We start from the raw sequence: 21,018 nt of genomic DNA on the forward strand, positions 1-21,018 counted from the left end.
GCCTAAGTGAGACTACACCTGATTCATCTGGAATGGGATGTTTAATTTAAATGTCTTCTCCCAGGAGGAGTTTCAGCTCCGTGCCGGGGCACTGGACGGCATCCCATCCGCGGTCCTCGGCGCTGGCATCGGACACGATGGAGCCCACCCGCAGGGTGGGGGACACCGACAAAATGACCCGGCCGCTGCCGCTGACCAGGGCGATGGCCGTGTCCGTGGCGCGGAGCAGCGGCAGCACTTCCGGCTCCAACCGCCGGACCAGGATGTCCGCGCCCACGACTCCCCGCATGGACCCGCCGGCACCTACCGGCGCGGTGAGGGTCAGGATGTAGTCGCAGGTGCACAGGTGGTCCACATAGGGGCCGGTGATGTGGCCGGCCCTGGTGGCCTGGGGAACCTGATACCACTCGAAGGCCCGGAAGTCCCGCAGGTATTCCGCGTATTCGCGCGATGCCAGGTCCAGCCGGCTGGGCTTCGTGGTGGTGCCCAGCAGGGGGTTGTCCGTGAGCGGGCCAAGCCACCAGGCGAAGTGCAGCGCCTGGCTGGTGTCATTTTCCGGGGCTGCGATGAAGCCTGCCCCGATCACCAGCGGATCAGCCGCGGTCAGTTCCGGCTCCACCAGGGAGTACACCAGCGAGTCGATGCGGGCGGTTGTGGTGCCTGCCCCGGACGCCTCGACCGCTGCGCGCCAGCCGTCCAACATGGCGAAGACTCCGCTGAACAGTTCGCCGATGGCGGCCGCGCACTCCCTGCCGCGTTCGGCGTCCGGCCCGTTGTCAGTTATGCGCATGGCCATGCTCTCATTGCTCAATTCTTTCCTTTGCTGCCAACAACCAACCCGACAGTTCGCTCAGCTGGGCCCGCACCAGCGCGCGGGCCCGCTCCGGGTCATGCGCGGAAATTGCTTCCGCGATCTGCACGTTCTGCCCGAAAATGTTCCGGCGCAGAGCCTCGTCGGCCACTCCGAGCCACAACAGGGAACCAAACTCGGCCTGCAGGCGGATCTGTTCACGGACAAGTCGCGGCGACTGGCTGATGACGGCTATTTCCAGATAGAAACCACCCGCGTTCCGGGCCGCGTCGCTCACCGTGGCAAAGTCGGCATTCTCCAGCCACAACCGCAGGCGGGCCGATTCCTCATCCGAGGCCAGCTCCGCGGCCCGTTCGGTGCAGCCGGCGCTTAGCACCCCGAAGTAGACGGCACTGTCTTCGATATCGACCCGGGCCATGCCACGCAGCCGGGCCCAGAGCAGCGCTTCCGGGGTCCGGGACACGGGGAGAACGAAGCTGCCCCCCTCGCGGCCGCGCCGGGTTTCCACCAATCCGGCATCCCGCATGGCGCTGAGCGCTTCCCGGGCCGTCACCAGGGCCACGCCGAACCGCTGTGCCAGTTCCGCTTCGCTGGGCAGGCGGTCCCCCGGCGTCAGGACGCCCAGCAGGATCGCATCAATGAGCCGCTGGGCCACCTGCTCCGAACGGCCGGCGCCGGACAGCTGGGCAAAAACCGCAGCCCGGGCTCCCCGGGAGGAGGGCTGCGGCGCCAGGTCTGACGTCACAGCCCGGTCCCGCGGCTTGGTGGCGGGATCTGCACGCAAAGGTGTGGCCTGTCATCCATAGCGCCACTGTATCTTTCGGTTCGGGTCTTGGCGCAACATCCTGCGCCCCACGCACAGGTTGCAAGGCGGACGCGTACAAACAAAGACGAAAGTCTTGACGTTCTGCACGGTGACGGGTGTCACAGGGGTGCCTACGCTCAGTGGACGGTCTGTTCCCCACCCATAAACCACTTCGGCTCTCTGCTACCCGGGCCGCAGGACTGAAAGAAGAAGCCCCATGCCACTGAAGTCAAAACGTCCGCACCAGCCGGCAGTCACCGCCACCACCGGCCACCATGCACCCGCCAGCGGCTGGTGGCGTCCGGACGGCGACCCGGAGCCGTTCCGCTACCTGCAGCAGGGCGACATCATGCCCTCGCTTGGAGGCACACAGGCCATTTGGAAACTCGTCCAGGAGCTCGATCCCGCCCTCATGGTCCGCTGCGGAAGCCGGCAGCGCCAACTCACAGGCGGCCGGATATTCGACCCGTCAGTCGCACCCACCACAAGGATGGCAAAGCCATGAAACGCAGAACCCTGGTTCGAAGCAACAGCGACCGCCAGCTCGTATCACCCGAACAGCCTCGACCGGCGGCGCAAAAATCCGATACCCACGAGGACAGCAAGAACGACGGCGGCTCCACCCACAATTAGGAAACTGCTTCCGGTGCCGTCGGAGTTGGCCTGGGCGGCCGCAGATCCGGCGCCAGGTTCGGCAGACACCACGCCCACAGGGGCTGCTGCCGCGAAGAGTACCGAAACGGAATTACCTGCACGATTTGCCACGTAGACGGCACCGTCCCCCGTCACTGCAAGACGTCCGGGCTCCTTGCCCACAGGGATGGTCCTTGCGACGGCGGTGTCTCCCGGCCCGATGACGGAGACGGTGCGGTCCACACTGTTGGTGACGTACACGGAGCCATCCGGGCCCGCTGAGACTTCCTGCGGGGAGCGGCCGACAGGTATCCGCCGCGCCACTGCCGCCGTCCCCGGTTCGATGACCACGACTTCATTGGTCAGAACGTTGGACACATACACGGTGCCGTCAGGGCCGGACGCAATTCCGTGCGGATTCGACGAGCGTCCGACGTCGATCGTCCGGGACGCGCTGCCGGAACCTGCGGGGATGACTGAGACGGTGCCGCCGTATTCGTTGGTGACGTACGCCGTGCCGTCCTTCGTTACTGCCACCCCGAGGGGGCCGGAGCCGGCCTGGACAGTGCGGCCAATGGACACGGCATTCGGGAGGATGACCGAGACCGTTCCCTCATTCGGGTTGGTCACAAACACAGAGCCGTCTGCGCCGGCGGCCAGCCGGTGCTCGCCCCGGGAGACGGGGATGGTCCTGGCCACTTCGTTGCCTGCTCCGGGAAGGACACCGATCTCCGACTCACCCGAACCGTTGCGCTGCACCACGTACAGGGTTCCGTCAGGGGCTGATGCCACAGAGGACGGAAAGTCGCTGGTACGGATGGTGCGCGCGGGAGCTGTGGCTCCCGGAGGAAGGACGAATATCCCGCCTCCCCACTCGCAACGGGTCACATAGACGGTGCCGTCCGGGCCGGCCGCGACACCGACAGGTGGCCCGCCGACGCTGATCACCGTGCCTTCATCAGCGGACGTGGCCGGAACCCCGAACAGCACGAATGTGGTGGCCGCGGCTGCGGCGGCCAGCTGTAAAAAACCCACAGAAAGAATCCCCCAAGACTTCAAACCGTCAAGCAGTCAAACGAACGACGTTCGACAGTTTGCAGTCTACCGGCGGCCGCGGCAGCCCCGCGGGAACCCCGCCACGGCCCCCCGCCGCGGCACTCAGCGAGGCGCGGCCTCAGCGGAAGGCCCCCACGCCCGTCAGCTTCTGGCCCAGGATGAGGGTGTGGACCTCGTCGGTGCCTTCGTAGGTGCGCACTGACTCCAGGTTGTTGGCGTGGCGCAGCGGTGAGTAATCGAGGGTGATGCCGTTGCCGCCAAGGATGGTCCGGGCCTCGCGGCAGATTTCGATCGCCTCGCGGCAGTTGTTGAGCTTGCCCACGCTGATCTGGTGGGGCTGCAGTCTCCCGGCGTCTTTGAGCCGGCCCAGGTGCAGGGCCAGCAGAAATCCCTTGTTGATCTCCAGAGCCATGTTCACAAGCTTCTGCTGGGTGAGCTGGTACCCGGCGAGCGGGCGGCCGAACTGCAGCCGCTCCTTGGAGTAGGCGAGCGCATCCTCGAAGGCGTCGCGTGCCGCCCCCATCGTTCCCCAGGCAATGCCGTAGCGTGCCTCGTTCAGACACGAGAACGGGCCCTTGAGCCCGGTAGCGTCGGGCAGGACCGCGTCACCGGGGAGGCGCACGTTCTCCAGCGAGATTTCACACTGGATCGAGGCGCGCATCGAGAGTTTCTGCTCGATCGGGGTGGCGGTGAAGCCGGGAGTGCCGGTGGGCACAACGAAGCCCCGCACGCCGTGGTCCGTCTGGGCCCAGATCACGGCCACCTGGGCGACGTTGGCGAGTCCGATCCACCGCTTGGTGCCGTTCAGGACCCAGTCACGGCCGTCCCGGCGGGCGAAGGTGGTCATGGCTGACGGGTCTGACCCGGCGGTGGGCTCGGTAAGGCCAAAGCACCCGATTGCCTCGCCCGCCGCCATCCGCGGGAGCCACTCCTGCTTTTGCTCCTCGGAGCCGTGCTTGGCGATGGCGGACATGGCGAGGGATCCCTGGACCGAGACGAAGGTGCGGATGCCGGAGTCGCCGGCTTCCAGTTCGGCGGCGGCAAGGCCGTACTCGACGGCGGTTCCGCCGGCGCAGCCGTAGCCCTTGAGATGCATGCCGAGCAGGCCGAGTTTGGCCATTTCCGGCACGATTTCGATCGGGAACCTGGCCTGGTCATACCAGTGGGCGATGTTCGGCTTGATTTCCTCCCGGACGAAGGTCCGGACGCGATCGCGCAGGGCGAGCTCCCCGGCGCTGAGGAGGGAGTCGAAGGAGATCAGGTCCGAGGGGTCCACGGCAGCGGCTGCCTCGAGGTCGGCTGAACTGGGGGCAAGGCTCATGGTGTTGTCCTTCCGGGGCTGACGGCTGGGTGAAGTAGGAACGGCTGGGTGAAGTAGGAACGGCTGAGGAAACGGGACCGTCTGGGGAACGCGGGCTTGGAGGGTCAGGGGGAAGACTTGCTTTGCGGGCCCCGCAGCCACTCCACTACGCCCCCGGTGTGCTCCCCGAGGGCGGGCGGCGCGTGGGTCCGCGGTGGCAGGGGCGGTGTCCAGGTGATGGGGTGGCGGATTTGGCGTCCGATGACTGAGCCGCCGGCGTCGTGCATTTCGATGGTGGGCGCCAGGCCCAGGGACTCCGCGTAAGCGATGCCCTCCCCGATGCTGGCCACCCGCCCGGCGGGCACCCCGACGGCCACCAGGGTGTCCTGCCATGCCTCCGCCCCTGCCCCGGCCAGCCCGGATTCCAGCAGCGGGATGAGCTCGCGCCGGTGCCGGACCCGGTCCGAGTTGGTGGCGAAGCGCGGGTCCGCGGCAAGCTCCGGCGCCCCGATCGCCTCGCAGAGCCGGGCAAATTGCGCGTCGTTGCCCACGGCGACCGCCAGGGGTGCGTCGGCCGTGGGCAGCAGCTGGTAGGGCACGATGGAGGGGTGGTCGTTGCCCATCCGTTTGGGCACCACACCGGCGCCCAGATACGCCTGCCCCTGGTTGGCGAGTGCGCCCTGGAGGCTGGAGAGCAGGTTGACCTCGATCCGGCGGCCCCGCCCCGAGGAGGCACGCTCGGCCAGGGCAGCGAGGATGCCGATGGTGGCATCTTTCGCGGTCAGGACATCCACCAGTGCGACCCCCGCCTTGTAGGCGTCGCCGTCCGGGGAGCCCGTGATGCTCATGAGCCCGCCGAGGGCCTGGACGATGAAGTCGTACCCGGGGAGATCCCGGCCGCCGGCGGAGCCGAAGCCTGAGATCGAGGCGTACACGAGTCCCGGGTTCTCCCCGGCCAGCGACTCATACCCGAGCCCGAGCCCGTCGAGACCGCCCGGCTTGAAGTTCTCCACCAGGACGTCGGCGCGGCGCGCCAGTTCCCGGGCAAGCTCCAGGTCCGCGGGGTCGGCCAGGTCCAGGGTGATGGATTCCTTGTTCCGGTTGACGCTCTCGAAGTAGGTGGCCCCCGTTTTCGACGACGGCGGGTCCCACCGGCGGGTGTCGTCCCCGGTCCCCGGCCGTTCGACCTTGATGACGCGGGCGCCGAGATCTGCCAGCGTCATGGTCGCCAGCGGCCCGGCGAGCACGCGGGAAAAGTCCGCGACGAGGATTCCCGCGAGGGGAGCGCCGGATCCCGGTTCCGAGGTCATGGCCGGCCCCGGACGGGCCGCGTTCCGGAACCTCCCATGGGAGCCGGATCACTCATGAGAGGACACAGCGGATGGATGCCTCCAGCACGGCGAGGCCCTCGTCCAGGACGTCGGCCCCGATGACCAGCGGGGGCAGCAGGCGGATCACATTGCCGTTGGTACCGCAGGTGAGGGTGAGGACGCCGTGGGCGTTGGCAGCCTTGGCGGCGGCGCTGGCGAGGTCCCCGCGGGGCCCTGAGCTGTCGCGGAACTCGACGGCCATCATGGCGCCCCGGCCGCGGACGTCGGCGACGCCGTCGAGAGCCACAAGAGGCTCAAAGCGGCGGCGGACGGCGGCCTCGATGCGGGCGGCATTTTCCAGCAGCGCGCCGTCTTCGAGGAGTTCGAAGACCGCGAGGGCGGCCTCGCAGGCCACCGGGTTTCCGGCGTAGGTTCCGCCGAGGCCGCCGGTGTGAACGGCGTTCATGAGCTCGGCCCGCCCGGTGGCGGCCGAGAGCGGCAGACCGGCGCCGAGGGCCTTCGCCGTCAACGTGATGTCACCGGCGATGCCTTCGTGCTCGGATGCGAACAGCTTCCCGGTGCGGCCCATGCCGGACTGGATCTCGTCGATGACCAGGACGATGCCGTGGCGCGTGGCGATCTCGCGCAGACCGGTGAGGAATCCGGGGGCCTGGACGATGAATCCGCCTTCGCCCTGGATCGGCTCGATGACCATCGCCGCGAAGGTCTCCGGACCGTGCTGTGCCAGGAGTTCCTCGATCTTTCCGAGTGCTTCGCCGGGTCCGTTCGGGGAGGTGTGCGCGGGCGCCGTCGGGCCGCGGAAAACCGAACCCGGGAAGGGGCCGAAGTTGAGCCGGTACGGGTTCTCCTTGGCCGTCATGGCCATGGTGAGCTGGGTGCGCCCGTGGTAGGCCTCGTCGAAGACGAGGATGTTCGGGCGCCGGGTTGCGGCCCGTGCGACCTTGACCGCGTTTTCCACGGCCTCGGCACCGGTGGTGAACAGCGCGGTCCGCTTCTCGAAGTCGCCGGGGGTGTGCTCGTTCAGCCAGCGGCAGACCTCGACGAAGGACGCGTATTCGGTGACCATAAAGCAGGTGTGCGTGAAACGCTCGAGCTGCGCGGCGGCGCGCTTGGCCACCTTCGGGTTGGCCGCGCCGACGCTGGTCACCGCGATGCCCGAGGCGAAGTCGATCAGGTGGTTCCCGTCAACGTCCACCAGCAGCGCGTCCTGCGCGTGGTCGATGAACACCGGCATGGTGATGCCGAAGGCGTCGGTGACGTGCTTCCGGCGTTCGGCTTCCAGTTCGCGGGAGCGCGGGCCGGGGAGCTCGGTGAGCAGGCGGCGGGCTGTTGCTGTGACGCTGGCCGGGTCAGTGGCGCGGCTGGGGGCGAGTTCTGGTGTGACCGTCATGGGTCCTCCTCGTGGGTTGGGCTTCGTGGTTTGGCTCCCACGATAAGGACGGCGGGGCCTGCTGTCTTTGGATGATTCGTCCTGCTGAAAGCGCGCAGAAGCCGGATTGTACAAAGGCTTGTACCTTATGCTTTAGGCATGATCACCCTCGCTCGGCTGGTCGAGGCTGCAAAGCCCGACCTGGTGCCCTACTGGCCGGTTCCGCTCCCCCGCGTTGAGCTGACGGGCGTCCATGTGTCCGAGCTTGAGGACCCCACCGTGTTCCTTTACGGCGGGGAGCTGCTGCTGACCGTGGGGCTGCAGCTCGGCGGCCTCGACGGTGATGGCAGGGCGGAGGCAGCCCGGAATTACGTGCAGCGGCTGGTCGACGGCGGCGTGGCGGCCCTGGGTCTGGGCCTGGGTTCAGGCCACGCCATGGTGCCGGACGAGTTGCGGGCGGCTTGTGTGGAACTGGGCCTTCCCCTGCTGACGGTTCCGCGGGAATCCCCTTTCCTGGCCGTATCGCGGGCCTACTGGGAGCTGGTCAGGCAAGGCGGCGAGGCCGAACTAACTGCCCTCCTGGGTCTGCAGGTGGCACTGACGCGCGCCGCCGCGGAAGCGGATGCGGAGCCCGAGATCGTCCGCGAGCTCTCCCGCGCCCTCCGCACCTGGGTTGCCTACCTGCCGGAGGGTGACGGGAGTCCGTCGTCGGCTTCGGCCAGCGGCGGCAAACTGCCAACCGGGCTGCTGGCGGAACTGGCCCGCGAATCCGCCAGGCTGCGGACCGCCCGCCGAGGGGCGACGGGCAATATCCAACTCGCATCCGGCACCGCTTCCCTCTATCCGGTATCCGACGGTCCGGCGATGTCCGGCTACCTGGCGCTGGGCCGGAGCGGGCAACTGGGTGCTGCGGAACGCCACCTGTTCCTGACCGCATCCACGCTCCTTGCCGCAAGGGCGGCAGGACAACGCCGCGCGGCGGCTGAACGGCGCCGCGCCGAGGGGATGCTCGCCGCGCTCGTCCTGGAGGGACACGATGATGCCGCGCGCCTCCTTGCCACCCAGATGGACTCCGCTCCGCTGCCCGAGACAGCATTCGTCGTGGTGCTTCCGGACCTGGAAGAGCTGGCAACGCAGCCTCACCCGGATGGACTCGTGCTCGAACGTTCCGGTGTGATGTTCGTGCTCCAGGGAGCATCCAGCCCCTCCCCGAAGCTGCCCAAGGGTGCCCGCGGCGCGTGGGGCGGGCCGATGCCGCTCCGGCGCCTGCACGAAATCCGGGCCCAGGTCGCCGAGATTGCGGCCTCCGCCCCTCCCGGACAGTTCATCCGCGTCGGTCACGGACTCGATCTCCCGGCCGACGAATGGGTGGACACGCTGGTGGCGCACCCGGGCCACCTCCTCGAGACCGTCCGCGCATACCTGGCCCACCGCGGGCAATGGGAGGCCGCCGGGCGCGAAATTGGCGTACACCGGAACTCGGTGCGGTACCGGATTGCCCAGGCCAAGGAACTCTTGGGGGTTGACCTGGACGACCCCGACGTCGCAGCCCAACTCTGGCTGGCTCTCAGGGGCCGCACCCAGGCGCCACCCAAAGAATAGAAGCTTTTCCGCGAACTTCCTTGCCGGCACGATTTTTGACGGATCGTACAAAGAAAGGGCCAAGTCACGACATTCTGCACCGTGACGGGCGTTGTCACGTTGCCTACTCTCAATGCACAGCTTCACTGCATCATGGAGAGGACGATCGTGACGATCGAAGACACAAAGCCAGCCACGAAGACCGCCGGCCGCACCAGGACCATCCGCGGCGCCGTGCTGGAAACCATCGGGGCGGACCGGCCCTACCAGGACAGCCTTCCCATCCGGGTGGCCGAACTTGAACTGGAAGCTCCCGGCCAGGGCGAGATCCTTGTCCGCATCGAGGCCGCCGGGGTCTGCCACTCGGACCTGTCGGTGGTGAACGGAAACCGGCCCCGGCCCGTTCCGATGCTGCTCGGCCACGAGGCCGCCGGAATCGTCGAGGAACTGGGTGCGGGCGTCACTGACATTGCTCTGGACCAGCGGGTCGTAATGACCTTCCTCCCGCGCTGTGGGGAGTGCACCGGATGCCAGTCGAACGGCAAGACCCCGTGCGCGCAGGGCAGCGCCTCCAACGCGGAAGGCACGCTGCTCGGTGGCAGCCGGCGACTCTCCCGGGACGGCGAGCCTGTGCACCACCACCTCGGCGTCTCCGCATTCGCCACGCACGCCGTGGTCTCCCGCCGTTCCGTGGTGCCCGTCGGCGCGGACGTGCCGGCACACATCGCTGCGCTGCTGGGCTGTGCCCTGCTCACCGGCGGCGGCGCTATTCTCAACGTCGCCAAGCCCGGACCTTCCGCCCGGGTGGCCATTGTCGGGCTCGGCGGCGTCGGCATGGCCGCACTCATCACCGCCAAGGCCGCCGGAGTCGACTACGTGGTCGGCATTGACACGATGCCAGCCAAGCTCGACGCCGCCATGAATCTCGGCGCTAGTGCCGCCATGACCTCCGCGGCAGCGCTGGAAAGCGGTGAGAAGTTCGACGCCGTCATTGAAGCCGCCGGACACCCCCGCGCGCTGGAAGCTGCCATCGCCCTGACCGCGCCCGGCGGCATCACCGTGACGGTCGGGCTGCCGGCCCCCGGACAGCCCGCCTCCATCGACCCGCTCGCCCTGACGGCCGAGGCCCGGACCATCGTCGGCAGCTACCTCGGCTCAGCCGTTCCGGAACACGACATCCCGATCTACGAGGAGCTGTGGCGCTCCGGGCAACTGGCCGTGGAAGGCCTTGTCTCGGACACCATCCCGCTCGAGGAGATCAACCGGGCCATGGACACCCTCGACGGCGGCCACGCGCTGCGCCAAATCATCACCTTTTCCTAAACCACCAGACTTTCCCTGAGGAGAGAACACCATGTCTAACGACCACATTTACAGTTCCATCGTCATCGGCGCCGGCTTCGGAGGCCTGGGCCAGGGAGCCCAGTTCGTGCAGGAAGGCGTCGAGGACTTCCTGATCCTTGAGCGCGGCACCGACGTCGGAGGTGTCTGGCGCGAGAACACCTACCCGGGCGCCGCCTGCGACACCCAGGCCCTGGTGTACTGCTACAGCTATTTCCTCAACCTGAAGGTTTCCCGGCTGTTCGCCGGCCAGGAGGAACTCCAGGGTTACCTGCGTTCCCTGGTGGAGGAATTCGGCCTGGCCAAGCACATCCGCTTCGGCCAGAACATCACCGCCACCGAATGGGACCAGGACCGCAGCCTCTGGACCGTGCACACCGCAGACGGCTCGCAGTTCCTGACACGTTCCGTCGTGGGAGCCTGGGGCCAGCTCAATGTGCCCAACATCCCGGACATCCCGGGCCTTGAGTCCTTCGAGGGAGAGGTGTTCCACTCCTCCTCCTGGCGCCACGACCTGGATCTGACCGGCAAGCGCGTCGCATCCATCGGCTCCGCGGCCACCGCCGTCCAGTACGTGCCCGAGGTCGCCAAGATCGCCGCGAACCTGACGGTGTTCCAGCGCTCGGCCAACTACATCCTCCCCCGCGACCAGTACGTCTTCACGGCCGAGGAGACCGCGGCGTTCCTCGCGGACCCCGAGCTTTACCGCACGAAGCGCCAGGAGATCCATGAGCTCCGCGAAGCCGGATTCGAACGCACCCGCCGCCACAGCGCAGCATCCGAGGAAGGTGTCCAGCAGGCCCGCCAGCACCTCGAGAACCAGGTGGCGGACCCGGCCCTGCGGGCCAAGCTCACCCCCGACTACGACTTCGGCTGCAAGCGCATCCTCCGCAGCGATGATTTTTACCCCGCCCTGACCCGCGACAACGTGGACCTCGTGACCGAGAAGATCACCGAATACACGCCCCGCGGCATCCGCACGGCAGACGGCGTCGAGCACGAATTCGACGTGATCGTTTACGCCACCGGGTTCAAGAGCCACGCGTTCCAAGGCTCCATGCGCGTCGCCGGACGCGACGGACTGCTCCTGGATGAGCGGTGGGGCAACGCCCCGGAGGCCTACCTCGGCATCACCGTCGACAGCTTCCCCAACCTCTTTATGGTCTACGGGCCGAACACCAACCTGAACCACAACTCCGTGGTGTCAATGCTCGAAGCCCAGCACCGCTACATCGCGCAGGCCGTGGAGTACATCGCCGCCGACCCGACGAGGGTGCTGGAAGTTCACCGCGGCGTGCTGGACGATTTCAACGCCCACGTCCAGGAAGAGCTGGACAAGTCCGCCTTCTCCTCCGAGTGCTCCTCCTGGTACAAGAACGAGGACGGCCGCGTCATCAACAACTGGTCCGGCACCGTCAACGAGTACCGCGCCCACACCCAGGACCTCCAGCTCGAGGACTACCTCCAGCTGGCCGCGACCGGTTCGGGTAAGTGACCAGCCAGGATCTGTTCAGCGGAAGGCCCGTAGCCGAGGACGCGGCAGACGTTCTGGAACGGTTCCGGGCCTCCGGTGGACGCCCGTTCCACACCTACCCCGTGGACGAGGTGCGTGGCATGTACGAGCGCGGCTGTGCCGCCAACGGTCTCAGCGGCGATCCGCTATTCTCGGTTTCGGATTTCGGGGTGCAGGACTTCGGGGTGCGGGTCTACGAGCCGCGCACCCAGACGGGGCCGACCGCCGTCGTGCTGTTCCTCCACGGCGGCGGCTGGGTCATGGGAAGCCTCTCCACCCATGACGGGCTGTGCCGGCGCCTGGCTGCCCTCACGGGCCTGCCGGTCGTGGCGGTGGACTACCGGCTCGCCCCGGAGCACCCCTACCCCGCGGCAATCGAGGACAGCCGTGCGGCGCTGGACTGGCTGTTCAGCGCCGGTCCGGTCCATGGCCTGGACGTAACCAAGGCCGTCCTGGTCGGTGACAGTGCAGGCGGGCAGCTGGCCGCGGTCCTGGCCATCGAAAACGCGGAAAGCGCCTATCCGTGGCCGATCGCGGCGCAGGTCCTCATCTACCCGATGGTCGACCTGACGATGTCTGCCCCGTCCTACAGCCGGGTCACCGAAGGCTTCCCCCTGGTTGCGGACACCATCGCCTGGTTCGCGGACCACTACCTGCCCGAGGGGATCGACCGGGCGCGGCCGGACATCAGCCCCGCCCTGGCCCAGCTCCCTGCCGGGCTTGCGCCGGCCTACGTCATCACGGTGGACAACGATCCGCTGGTTGACGAGGGGGCGGACTACGCCGCGGCCCTGGCCCGGGCCGGAACCGAGGTCCAGTACCAGCACCTCACCGGATACGCCCACGGACTGCTCACCTCCGCCGGGCGGATCCGGCGCGGCGAACAAACAGTCGCCGACATCGCCGGCTTCATCAGGAACCGCACGGCCTGACCCAGGCTGGGGCCCATCGGGCTGATCAATCGAAGCACGGTGATGGCCCGTCATTTCCCTGACGGGCCATCACCGTCATCCACATTCTTAGGAAAAGACTCCATGACTACTTCCCTCGCAGGTCCGCCCGCCGTCACGCGCATGCGTGAGGCCGAGCTCCTTGGCTCCGTCCCGAAGGGCCTGCTGATCGGCGGGCAGTGGCGCGACGCGTCCGACGGCGGCACCTTTGACGTCCACGACCCGTCCACGGGCGCCGTCCTCGCCACCCTGGCGTCCGCCACGAGCGCCGACGCCCTCGCCGCGCTCGACGCCGCCGACGCGGTGCAGGCGTCCTGGGCCCGCACCGCGCCGCGGGAACGGGCCGAGATCCTGCGCCGGGCCTTCGACCTGGTGACGGCCCGGGCCGGGGACTTCGCCCTGCTGATGACCCTGGAAATGGGCAAACCGCTGGCCGAGGCCCGCGGCGAAGTCACCTACGGCGCCGAATTCCTGCGCTGGTTCTCCGAAGAGGCGGTCCGCAACTACGGCCGCTACCTCCCCAGCCCGGAGGGCAAGAACAGGATCCTGGTGCAGAAAAAGCCGGTGGGCCCGTGCCTGCTGATCACGCCATGGAACTTCCCGCTGGCCATGGCCACCCGCAAGGTGGCCCCGGCCGTCGCCGCCGGCTGCACCATGGTGCTCAAGCCTGCCCGGCTGACCCCGCTGACCGCTCAGCTCTTCGCGCAGACCATGCTCGACGCCGGCCTGCCCGCCGGGGTGCTCAACGTCGTAGCTTCCGCCAGCGCTTCCGGCATCTCCGGGCCGCTGCTGGCCGACGCGCGGCTGCGCAAGGTCTCCTTCACCGGCTCCACCCCGGTGGGCAAGCGCCTGATGGCCGACGCCGCCGCCAACGTGCTGCGCACCTCCATGGAGCTCGGCGGGAACGCGCCCTTCATCGTCTTCGAGGACGCGGACCTGGACAAGGCCGTCGACGGCGCCATGGCCGCCAAGATGCGGAACATGGGCGAGGCCTGCACCGCGGCGAACCGCTTCCTGGTCCAGGAATCCGTGGCTGCTGAATTCACGCAGAAGTTCGCCGCGGCCATGGGCGCCCTGACCGTTGGCCGGGGCACCGACCCCGGCAGCCAGGTGGGACCGCTGATCGACGCCGGCGCCCGTGCTGACGTGCACGCCCTGGTGAGCGACGCCGTCGACGCCGGTGCCACCGCAGTCACCGGCGGCGAACCCGATTCGGGCCCCGGCTACTTCTACCCGCCCACGGTGCTCGCCAACGTGCCCAACGACGCCGCGATCCTCCGCCAGGAAATCTTCGGCCCCGTCGCCCCGGTCACCACCTTCGCCACCGAGCAGGACGCCATCGCCCTGGCCAACGCCACCGAATACGGCCTGGCCTCCTACCTGTACAGCCGCGACTTCAACCGGCTGCTGCGGGTGGCCGAACAGATCGAATTCGGCATGGTGGGCTTCAACTCCGGCGTCATCTCCAACGCCGCCGCTCCGTTCGGCGGCGTCAAGCACTCCGGACTGGGCCGCGAGGGCGGCGCGGAAGGCATTGCGGAATACACCACCACGCAGTACATCGGCATTGCCGACCCCTACGCCGGCTGAGCGCTGCGGTTCCGGGCGGGCGACGCGGATCCGGCCCGGAGACGCGGATCCGGCCTGGCGACGCGCAAAATACCGAGCGCGCCGGAATGACCGCAGCGCGGAGCCGTATTCCGCGTCGCAGGACATTTACCGCAGCGGAATTACTCGCCCAATCGGGCGCGGAATGGATGTGGCGGAGATTTGGGGGGCGGCGCGGGCCGGGGCTCCGGGCGGGTAATCCCGGGAGTCGCCTACCGGATAAATGCTAACCATGCTTACTATTGACTCGCATTAGGCACATCGGTCTGGAAACTGCTCACTGGGGGCAGCAGAAGCCGTGCCGGAACTGGAGTTTTTCGTGAGCATTGAACAGGAAATGACCCCGCTGAGTGACGCCGAACTGATGGCGGAGGCGGGCACCGCGCTGCCGGCCAAGGAAGTGGCCTCCGTCCTGGACCTCAACGCGGACCTGGACCTCGGCCTCAACGCGGCGGCACCGATTGACCTCGCCGTCGCGGCCAACGCCAACGTTGCCGCCCCGATCGACGCAGCAGCCTCGGCCAACATCCTGTCCTTCGGTTCGGACGCCCAGGCGCTCTCCGACCAGGGCGTCATCATCAACCAGGGCATCGACGCCGATGCCAACGCCGACTCCACCCAGGACAGCACGCTCCAGCAGGACTCGGGCAGCACCGACGGCTCCGACACCGGCACCACCGCCGTCACGGCCGAGGAAAACGCCCTGCCGACCGACGTCCCCGGCGCCCTCAACTCCAACCTGCTGAACGTGAACGTGAACCTGGACGCCGCCGCCGACATCGCGGCCCCGATCAACGGTGCCGTGGCCGCCAACGCCAACGTCGCCGCCCCGATCGACGCCGCCGTCGCCGCCAACATCGGCTCAATCGACAGCAACGCCTTCGCCGTCTCGCAGCAGGACGCCATCATCAACCAAAACATTGCGGGCGAAGCCACGGCTACCGCCGACCAGCAGTCCGACCTCCGGCAGTAGTTCCCCGGATGAGCACACCGCACGGCGGGCCGTCCCTCGCGGACGGCCCGCCGGCCTCCTCTGCGCCGGACTCTTCTGCACCGGTTTCCTCCCCGCCGACTGTGTCTGCACCTGTTGCCGCCGCCGGCACCCTGCCGGTTCCGGTCCGGGCCGACGGCGTCCAGCTCCTCGGCGAGACCCAGGGCTCCGGCTACCGCGAGGCGCCCTCGCTGGTCCGCCGCGCCGACGGCCAGACCCTGCAGCTCACCCGGCTGCTGTACATAATCCTCGAGGCGGTCGACGGCACCCGAGGCGCCGAGGAAATCGCCAGCCACGCCAGCGCCGGATTCGGCAGGCTGGTCAGCGCCGACAATGTCCGGACACTCATCGACTCCCAGCTGCTGCCCCTGGGACTGCTGCAGCTGGCCGACGGCTCCCAGCCCGAGGTCCGCAAGGCCGACCCGCTGCTCGGGATGAAGTTCCGCTACACCGTCACCGACCCGGAGAGCACCCGCCGGATCACCGCCCCCTTCGCCGCGCTCTTCAACCCGCTGGTCGTGATCCTCGTGACCGCGGCCTTCCTCGCCGCCTGCTGGTGGGTGTTCATGGTGAAGGGCCTGGCGTCCGCCACGCATGAGGCTTTCGCCAACCCCGGCCTGGTGCTGCTGATCCTGGCCGTGACCGTGCTTTCCGCCGGGTTCCACGAGTTCGGGCACGCTGCCGGCGCACGCCGCGGCGGGGCCACCCCGGGGGCGATGGGCACCGGCCTGTACCTGATCTGGCCCGCGTTCTTCACCGACGTCACCGATTCCTACCGGCTGGGCCGGGCCGGCCGCATCCGGACCGACCTCGGCGGCCTCTACTTCAACGCGATCGTCGCCGTCGCCATCATGGGCCTCTGGTGGGCCACCGGCTTCGACGCGCTGCTGCTCGTCGTCGTAACCCAGGTGCTGCAGATGGTCCGGCAGCTCATGCCGCTGGTCCGCTTCGACGGCTACCACATCCTCGCCGACGCGACTGGGGTTCCGGACCTGTTCCAGCGGATCAAACCCACCCTGCTGAGCCTCCTGCCGTGGCGCCGGAAGCAACCGGAGGCGCAGGTCCTCAAGCCGTGGGCCCGCGCCGTGGTTACGGCCTGGGTCCTCATCACCGTTCCACTGCTGCTCTTCAGCATGGTCATGATGGTCCTGTCGCTGCCGCGGGTGCTCGGCACCGCGTGGGACAGCGGGCAGAAGCAGTACGCCATGTTCAACCACAGCCTCGCCGGCGGGGACCCCGTCGATGCCGCCGTGCGGATCCTGGCGATCGCCGCCGTCGCGCTTCCCGTCCTGGGGATCTTCTACATCCTGTTCCGGCTGGGCCGGCAACTGGTCACCGGGCTGTGGCGGAAGACCCGCGGCCGCGCACTCCAGCGCGGGACCGCTCTTGCCGCGATCGCCGCCGTGGTGGCCGGACTCGCCTGGGCGTGGTGGCCCGGCGCCGAGAGCTACCGGCCCGTCCAGCCCTACGAGCGCGGCACCCTGGCCGACGCCACCACCGCGATTTTCCCGGCCGGTTCCGCCGCCGGCATGCGGGAGGGCCGCGCCGGCCGGACCGTGGCGCTCTGGCCCGCGGGCAAGGACAAGCCCACCCGGGAGGACCCGCAGCTGAGCATGGTCCTGGTGCCGCGTGATGCCGGCGCTTCCGGAACGCCGGCGGCGCCGTCGTGGGTGTTCCCCTTCGACCAGCCGGCCGCGCCCGGGGAGGACGGCAACCAGTCGCTCGCCGTCAACACCACGGACGGATCCGTCGTCTACGACGTCGCCTTCGCGCTGGTCTGGGCCGACGACGGCGCGGACGTCACCACCCGCAACGAGGCCTACGCGTTCGCCAGCTGCGCGGACTGCGCCGCCGTCGCGGTGGGCTTCCAGGTGGTGCTGATCGTGGGCCAGACCGACGTGATCGTCCCGGAGAACCTCTCGGCCGCCGCGAACTACAACTGCGTGCGGTGCCTGACCTACGCCCTGGCCAGCCAGCTGGTCCTCACCCTGGACGGGCCGCTGAGCGCCGACGGCATGACCCGGCTCAACGAGCTCTGGCAGCAGATCGCGGAGTACGGCCGGAACCTGCAAAACGTGCCGCTCTCGGAGATTCAGGGGCGCCTGGACGCCTTCAAGGTCCAGATCATGGAGGTCATCAAGAGTGACCCCAGCGCCACGCCGGGTGTCGCGTCCGGCACGGCTCCTGCCACATCGGGGAGTTCGCCGGGGGCCAGCACGAGTGCGAGCCCGGGCGCGAGCCCTTCGGCCACGCCGGGGGCTCCGGGCGCCACACCGGGGGCGACTGCGGGCGCTCCCGGGACCGCGCCGGCGCCCGGCGGGACCGCCCCCGCCGCCACTTCCACGGCTACTGCGCCCGCGGGAGCCCAGCCCACGGAATCCGGAGGAACGGCCACCTCACCGGCTCCCGGACCGACGTCGGCCGCTTCGACGGCCACGGCGCCGCCTGCACCGTAGGAGGCCGGGCAGCGGAGCCGCGGAGCCGCGGAGGCCGCGGAGGCTGCGGAGGCCAGGCACTTCCAGTGGGGCCCGGATTTCCGGGCATCCGTTCGCCACAGATGGCCGCTATGAGACCCCTCATGGCGGCCATCTGCTTCATATCGGCGGACCGGCGGCGGCCGGGCATCGTCGCGCTTACTGCGGTTATGTACATTGCGGCGCTGTAGGGTTAAAATTTGGTCATGAGCGAGATGTCTGTCACTGACGCGCGAAGCCGGCTCTCCGAGGCAGTCGATACTGCCCGGGTGAACCATGAACCTGTGTATCTCCTGCGTCGCGGACGTCGAGTCGCAGCATTGATCGACGCCGAGGATCTTGCCAAACTAATCGAGGCGGCCGAAGATCTGGATGATCTCCGGGCGGCCAACGCAGCGCGGACCGAAATGATCGACACCGGCGAAGGCCCTGTCCCCTGGGATGAAGTCAAGGCGGAACTGGGCCTCGTGTGAGTCATGCCGTACAGGTTGCGCCGGCCGCCGTCCGACAGCTGCGCAAGCTCCCTCCCGACGGCCGCCGACGCATCCAGGCCGCAATCGAACTCCTCGCCGAAACACCGCGGCCACCCGGCGCCAAGAAGCTCTCCGGCAGCAGCGGCGACTGGCGCGTCCGCACCGGCGACTACCGGATCATCTACGAGATCCGCGACGCACAGCTCATCGTCCTGGTCGTCGCCATGGGCCACCGTCGGGAGATCTACCAGCGCTAGGCGGGCGATCCGTACCGATGCCTCCGGCACACATACCCCGGAATCCCGGAGCAGGATCCAGGGCTGCTGCGATGAAGCTGCCCAGTGGGCCGCCGTGGCATTGATCCCGAGCCACTGCGGTGCAGCCTCCCAGCAATAATTCGCTACGGTTCCGGGGCTCAGGGCTCCGCCGGACAGTACTTCGTCGGAGACTTCGACGGACCGACCCCGCCTGATCCAAAAGGCCACCGGAAACCTCGCTGCACTTCCGGAGGCAAGCCAAGCGTTCAACCTTACGGACACTGATATCGCCGACGGCACCCAAACCTTAGAAGGTGCCGCGGGCAGCGTCCAGCGCATCGATATCACCCTCGCCCCGGGAACAGCCACGGAATTCGGGCTGGTCGTACGCGGCGACGGAAGGACCCCTGATCGTGGACCGCCGGGAATCCGGAAACACAGATTTCCACAAATCCCTCCCGTCCATCGACAGCGCCCCCGTCCGGGCAACGGAAGGGTCCTACGACCCCACCGTCTACGTGGACCCGCTGCTCCGTGGAAGTCTTCGCCCAGGGCGGCGAGGTCACCATGACGGAACTGATTTTTCCGCCCGACACCAGCACCGACGTCGCTGTCTACGCGATCGGCGCTTTCAGGGGGGCGGCCGAAGCGCCGCCATGAGAATTCCGCTGCACGCACCGAATTATCTGCCTGACGGCCGGGCAGCGCGCGCCGGGGACTTCCTTACTTCCCGGGCCCGCCGGGGATTTCGGTCCGGAAGCCGATCAACTTGTGGGTGCCGTCGCAGTAGGGCTTGATCGCGGAGGCGCCGCAGCGGCACAGGGCGACCGTTTTGCGCTGCCGTGGCACTGCTTCCCCGGAGGGCGTGACAATCTGGAAGTCGCCGCGCACCAGGATCGGTCCGTCGGGGCAGACAACGATGGAGTTCTCGTTGGAGGATTCATGCGGGTTCTGGTTCATTAATGCTCACTGTGAGGGTTCGTATGGCGGGGGTTAGGGTGACCGCGGCGGGGGTTAGGGTGACCGCGGCGAGGGTTGGGGTCAGACCGCAGCGGCGGACACGGCCTGGTGCAGCGAGGAGCCGTCGTTGTCCCAGGCCCCCATGATGTGCGATGTGAGGCGGGCGTCGATGGCCATGACCGCCGTCGCGCCGAACAGGACGTCCGCGAAGAGCTCGGGTTCGGACTCCACGAGACCGCCAGCGAGATCCCTGCCGGCGATCTGTTCGTGGACGGCGTCCGCCTCGACATGCTCGTCGAAGTACCCGGTCACATCGGCCTCGAATCCGAGGCGTCGAAACCCGTTTCCGTACAGCTGGTTCGGCCGGGAGGACGTCATCTCATAGATCGCCAGGTGCCCTGCAATGGCTCCGCGGAGTCTGCGGTTCAGGCCGAAGAGGGACATCATGTTGACCGAGGCGAGGGAGACGGGCGGGACGGCGTCGACATAGGCGCCGTAGCGGTCGTCAAGCCCCAGCCCGCGCATGGTCCGGGCGAAGAGGGCGCTGTGCATGCGGTCCGGGCGGCCGCCGCCGTACTCGTCCGCCTGGATCTCCACCAGCGCAGCTTTGGCCCGCCCCTTGAGCCTCGGGATCGCCCAGGTGTGCGGGTCGGCTTCCTTGAGCTGGTAGATCGATTTGTGGATCAGGAATTCCCGGAGCTGGTCCAAGGTTGCCTTCTTCGCCACGTGGCGGGACATGCCCGGTCCACTATCCTGGGCCGCGAGTCCGAACAGAATGTCCGCCACGGCGTCACGGTCCAGGCCGGCGGCAGAAACGGGCAGGCCCGGACCGGCGGACAGGAGGGCCGCATCGCGCAGCGCCCGCTCGAACGGCTCCTCCAGCAGTTGCCGGAGAGCGATCAGGCCGGGGTGCCATTCCCAGCGGTCGGTCACCCCGTCCAGGCCTCCGTAATGCAGCTCGTACAGGCAGAACAGCGTCAGCTGCACGTCGCCGTCGTCGATGATGTCATCGATCAGCGGCAGCTGCGCCCCAACCAGGTCCCGCAGGGCGTCGTGGGCCCCGGCGTCGTCTCCGGGGCTGCCGGCGAGAAGCCGGAACAGCCCGGCGCTGATGGGTCCGCGCGGGGTAGGGATCAACATGTTCTGTGAAGTTGCCATGGCTGGCTCGTTTCATCGCGGTGCATGGTGTGCCGCCGCGTGGCTGCAGCAGCTCGGCTTCGACGCCGTGCACGCGGCATAAAAGCAGGATTGCGGCCCGCGTCACCGCGGGTCCGGGGAAAGTGCGCTGCCGGGACGGATATCTGGGTGCCGAGGAAGGCCGTCCAGGCAGGTTGTCTACACTGTAGACTTTAGGCGCAGACTACATCATAAGCAAGCTGTCTTTTGCTGCCGGTGCCCTTCGCCTCTGACCCCGCGCTGACGGCGTGCGTACTGTGACGCCCTGGACCGGCGGCTTCTAATCAATGCCTACACATAGTTCACCTGTGGCGAGTAGCGCTTGATGGTAGCGCGAGTCTGGACAGTTGGTAGCACGATTCCGGGAACACGGTAGCGCCCGCCCTGGT

Annotated in this window: 19 protein-coding genes; 11 read left to right on the top strand and 8 right to left on the bottom strand. The window is 68.2% G+C overall.

Going from position 1 to position 21,018, the window contains the following annotated elements; all coding sequences use genetic code 11:
- Positions 1-46: 46 nt before the first annotated feature.
- Together BJQ90_RS07125 and BJQ90_RS07130 are read right to left on the bottom strand one after the other, a co-directional pair.
- The gene (locus BJQ90_RS07125) at positions 47-811 is read right to left on the bottom strand and encodes a cache domain-containing protein (protein WP_226759597.1); all 765 of its coding nucleotides are present in this window, start codon (positions 809-811) and stop codon (positions 47-49) included.
- On the bottom strand, positions 801-1,556 hold the full coding sequence (locus BJQ90_RS07130) for a FadR/GntR family transcriptional regulator (RefSeq protein ID WP_226759598.1): 756 nt from the start codon (positions 1,554-1,556) through the stop codon (positions 801-803). Before BJQ90_RS07130 ends, BJQ90_RS07125 begins: the two co-directional genes overlap by 11 nt.
- A gap of 277 nt (positions 1,557-1,833) precedes the next feature.
- Here BJQ90_RS07130 and BJQ90_RS07135 point away from each other — a divergent pair, with 277 nt between their 5' ends.
- Complete coding sequence (locus tag BJQ90_RS07135; protein ID WP_226759599.1) at positions 1,834-2,121, top strand: hypothetical protein; 288 nt, start codon at positions 1,834-1,836, stop codon at positions 2,119-2,121.
- Positions 2,122-2,165: 44 nt separating this feature from the next.
- Here the strand turns inward: BJQ90_RS07135 and BJQ90_RS07140 are convergent, their stop codons facing one another.
- From BJQ90_RS07140 to BJQ90_RS07155, 4 genes are all read right to left on the bottom strand, one after another.
- Entirely contained in the window at positions 2,166-3,284 is a 1,119-nt protein-coding gene (locus BJQ90_RS07140; RefSeq protein WP_226759600.1) for a hypothetical protein, read from the bottom strand.
- A 139-nt stretch (positions 3,285-3,423) separates the two neighbouring features.
- A complete protein-coding gene (locus BJQ90_RS07145; protein ID WP_226759601.1) occupies positions 3,424-4,626 on the bottom strand; it encodes an acyl-CoA dehydrogenase family protein in 1,203 nt (400 codons plus the stop codon).
- 104 nt (positions 4,627-4,730) lie between these two features.
- Positions 4,731-5,915, bottom strand: a complete 1,185-nt coding sequence (locus BJQ90_RS07150) for a CaiB/BaiF CoA transferase family protein (protein ID WP_226759602.1) — start codon at positions 5,913-5,915, stop codon at positions 4,731-4,733.
- A gap of 52 nt (positions 5,916-5,967) precedes the next feature.
- The gene (locus BJQ90_RS07155; RefSeq protein ID WP_226759603.1) at positions 5,968-7,326 is read right to left on the bottom strand and encodes an aminotransferase class III-fold pyridoxal phosphate-dependent enzyme; all 1,359 of its coding nucleotides are present in this window, start codon (positions 7,324-7,326) and stop codon (positions 5,968-5,970) included.
- A gap of 138 nt (positions 7,327-7,464) precedes the next feature.
- Here BJQ90_RS07155 and BJQ90_RS07160 point away from each other — a divergent pair, with 138 nt between their 5' ends.
- The 10 genes from BJQ90_RS07160 (at position 7,465) to BJQ90_RS07205 (ending at position 19,153) form a co-directional block, all read left to right on the top strand.
- Positions 7,465-8,907, top strand: coding sequence for a PucR family transcriptional regulator (locus BJQ90_RS07160; RefSeq protein ID WP_226759604.1), 1,443 nt, complete (start codon positions 7,465-7,467; stop codon positions 8,905-8,907).
- Between the two features lie 147 nt (positions 8,908-9,054).
- On the top strand, positions 9,055-10,209 hold the full coding sequence (locus BJQ90_RS07165; protein WP_413463650.1) for an alcohol dehydrogenase catalytic domain-containing protein: 1,155 nt from the start codon (positions 9,055-9,057) through the stop codon (positions 10,207-10,209).
- 31 nt (positions 10,210-10,240) lie between these two features.
- Entirely contained in the window at positions 10,241-11,722 is a 1,482-nt protein-coding gene (locus BJQ90_RS07170) for a flavin-containing monooxygenase (RefSeq protein ID WP_226759606.1), read from the top strand.
- Positions 11,719-12,672: an alpha/beta hydrolase gene (locus BJQ90_RS07175; protein ID WP_226759607.1), complete on the top strand. Its 954-nt coding sequence runs from the start codon at positions 11,719-11,721 to the stop codon at positions 12,670-12,672. The genes BJQ90_RS07170 and BJQ90_RS07175 overlap by 4 nt, the downstream gene beginning before the upstream one ends.
- A gap of 102 nt (positions 12,673-12,774) precedes the next feature.
- On the top strand, positions 12,775-14,280 hold the full coding sequence (locus BJQ90_RS07180; RefSeq protein ID WP_226759608.1) for an NAD-dependent succinate-semialdehyde dehydrogenase: 1,506 nt from the start codon (positions 12,775-12,777) through the stop codon (positions 14,278-14,280).
- Between the two features lie 355 nt (positions 14,281-14,635).
- Positions 14,636-15,271, top strand: a complete 636-nt coding sequence (locus BJQ90_RS07185) for a peptidoglycan-binding protein (protein WP_226759616.1) — start codon at positions 14,636-14,638, stop codon at positions 15,269-15,271.
- 101 nt (positions 15,272-15,372) lie between these two features.
- Positions 15,373-17,745: a hypothetical protein gene (locus tag BJQ90_RS07190; RefSeq protein ID WP_319004611.1), complete on the top strand. Its 2,373-nt coding sequence runs from the start codon at positions 15,373-15,375 to the stop codon at positions 17,743-17,745.
- A 224-nt stretch (positions 17,746-17,969) separates the two neighbouring features.
- The gene (locus BJQ90_RS07195; RefSeq protein WP_226759610.1) at positions 17,970-18,236 is read left to right on the top strand and encodes a type II toxin-antitoxin system Phd/YefM family antitoxin; all 267 of its coding nucleotides are present in this window, start codon (positions 17,970-17,972) and stop codon (positions 18,234-18,236) included.
- Entirely contained in the window at positions 18,233-18,493 is a 261-nt protein-coding gene (locus BJQ90_RS07200; protein ID WP_226759611.1) for a type II toxin-antitoxin system RelE family toxin, read from the top strand. Before BJQ90_RS07195 ends, BJQ90_RS07200 begins: the two co-directional genes overlap by 4 nt.
- Before the next feature lie 534 nt (positions 18,494-19,027).
- On the top strand, positions 19,028-19,153 hold the full coding sequence (locus BJQ90_RS07205; protein WP_226759612.1) for a GH32 C-terminal domain-containing protein: 126 nt from the start codon (positions 19,028-19,030) through the stop codon (positions 19,151-19,153).
- Between the two features lie 63 nt (positions 19,154-19,216).
- On the opposite strand, the gene BJQ90_RS07210 is transcribed toward BJQ90_RS07205, so the two are convergent.
- Together BJQ90_RS07210 and BJQ90_RS07215 are read right to left on the bottom strand one after the other, a co-directional pair.
- The gene (locus tag BJQ90_RS07210) at positions 19,217-19,453 is read right to left on the bottom strand and encodes a CDGSH iron-sulfur domain-containing protein (protein ID WP_226759613.1); all 237 of its coding nucleotides are present in this window, start codon (positions 19,451-19,453) and stop codon (positions 19,217-19,219) included.
- A gap of 81 nt (positions 19,454-19,534) precedes the next feature.
- Complete coding sequence (locus BJQ90_RS07215; RefSeq protein WP_226759617.1) at positions 19,535-20,593, bottom strand: iron-containing redox enzyme family protein; 1,059 nt, start codon at positions 20,591-20,593, stop codon at positions 19,535-19,537.
- Between the last annotated feature and the right edge of the window lie 425 nt (positions 20,594-21,018).

It is taken from the genome of Arthrobacter sp. SO3, from assembly GCF_020532825.1.
GTDB lineage: Bacteria > Actinomycetota > Actinomycetes > Actinomycetales > Micrococcaceae > Arthrobacter.

Bases quoted from the DNA above. Each gene is read 5' to 3' on its own strand.
- BJQ90_RS07135 (WP_226759599.1), top strand. From the start codon at position 1,834: ATGCCACTGAAGTCAAAACGTCCGCACCAGCCGGCAGTCACCGCCACC.
- BJQ90_RS07145 (WP_226759601.1), bottom strand. From the start codon at position 4,626: ATGAGCCTTGCCCCCAGTTCAGCCGACCTCGAGGCAGCCGCTGCCGTG.
- BJQ90_RS07150 (WP_226759602.1), bottom strand. From the start codon at position 5,915: ATGACCTCGGAACCGGGATCCGGCGCTCCCCTCGCGGGAATCCTCGTC.
- BJQ90_RS07155 (WP_226759603.1), bottom strand. From the start codon at position 7,326: ATGACGGTCACACCAGAACTCGCCCCCAGCCGCGCCACTGACCCGGCC.
- BJQ90_RS07160 (WP_226759604.1), top strand. From the start codon at position 7,465: ATGATCACCCTCGCTCGGCTGGTCGAGGCTGCAAAGCCCGACCTGGTG.
- BJQ90_RS07170 (WP_226759606.1), top strand. From the start codon at position 10,241: ATGTCTAACGACCACATTTACAGTTCCATCGTCATCGGCGCCGGCTTC.
- BJQ90_RS07180 (WP_226759608.1), top strand. From the start codon at position 12,775: ATGACTACTTCCCTCGCAGGTCCGCCCGCCGTCACGCGCATGCGTGAG.
- BJQ90_RS07185 (WP_226759616.1), top strand. From the start codon at position 14,636: ATGACCCCGCTGAGTGACGCCGAACTGATGGCGGAGGCGGGCACCGCG.
- BJQ90_RS07195 (WP_226759610.1), top strand. From the start codon at position 17,970: ATGAGCGAGATGTCTGTCACTGACGCGCGAAGCCGGCTCTCCGAGGCA.
- BJQ90_RS07210 (WP_226759613.1), bottom strand. From the start codon at position 19,453: ATGAACCAGAACCCGCATGAATCCTCCAACGAGAACTCCATCGTTGTC.
- BJQ90_RS07215 (WP_226759617.1), bottom strand. From the start codon at position 20,593: ATGTTGATCCCTACCCCGCGCGGACCCATCAGCGCCGGGCTGTTCCGG.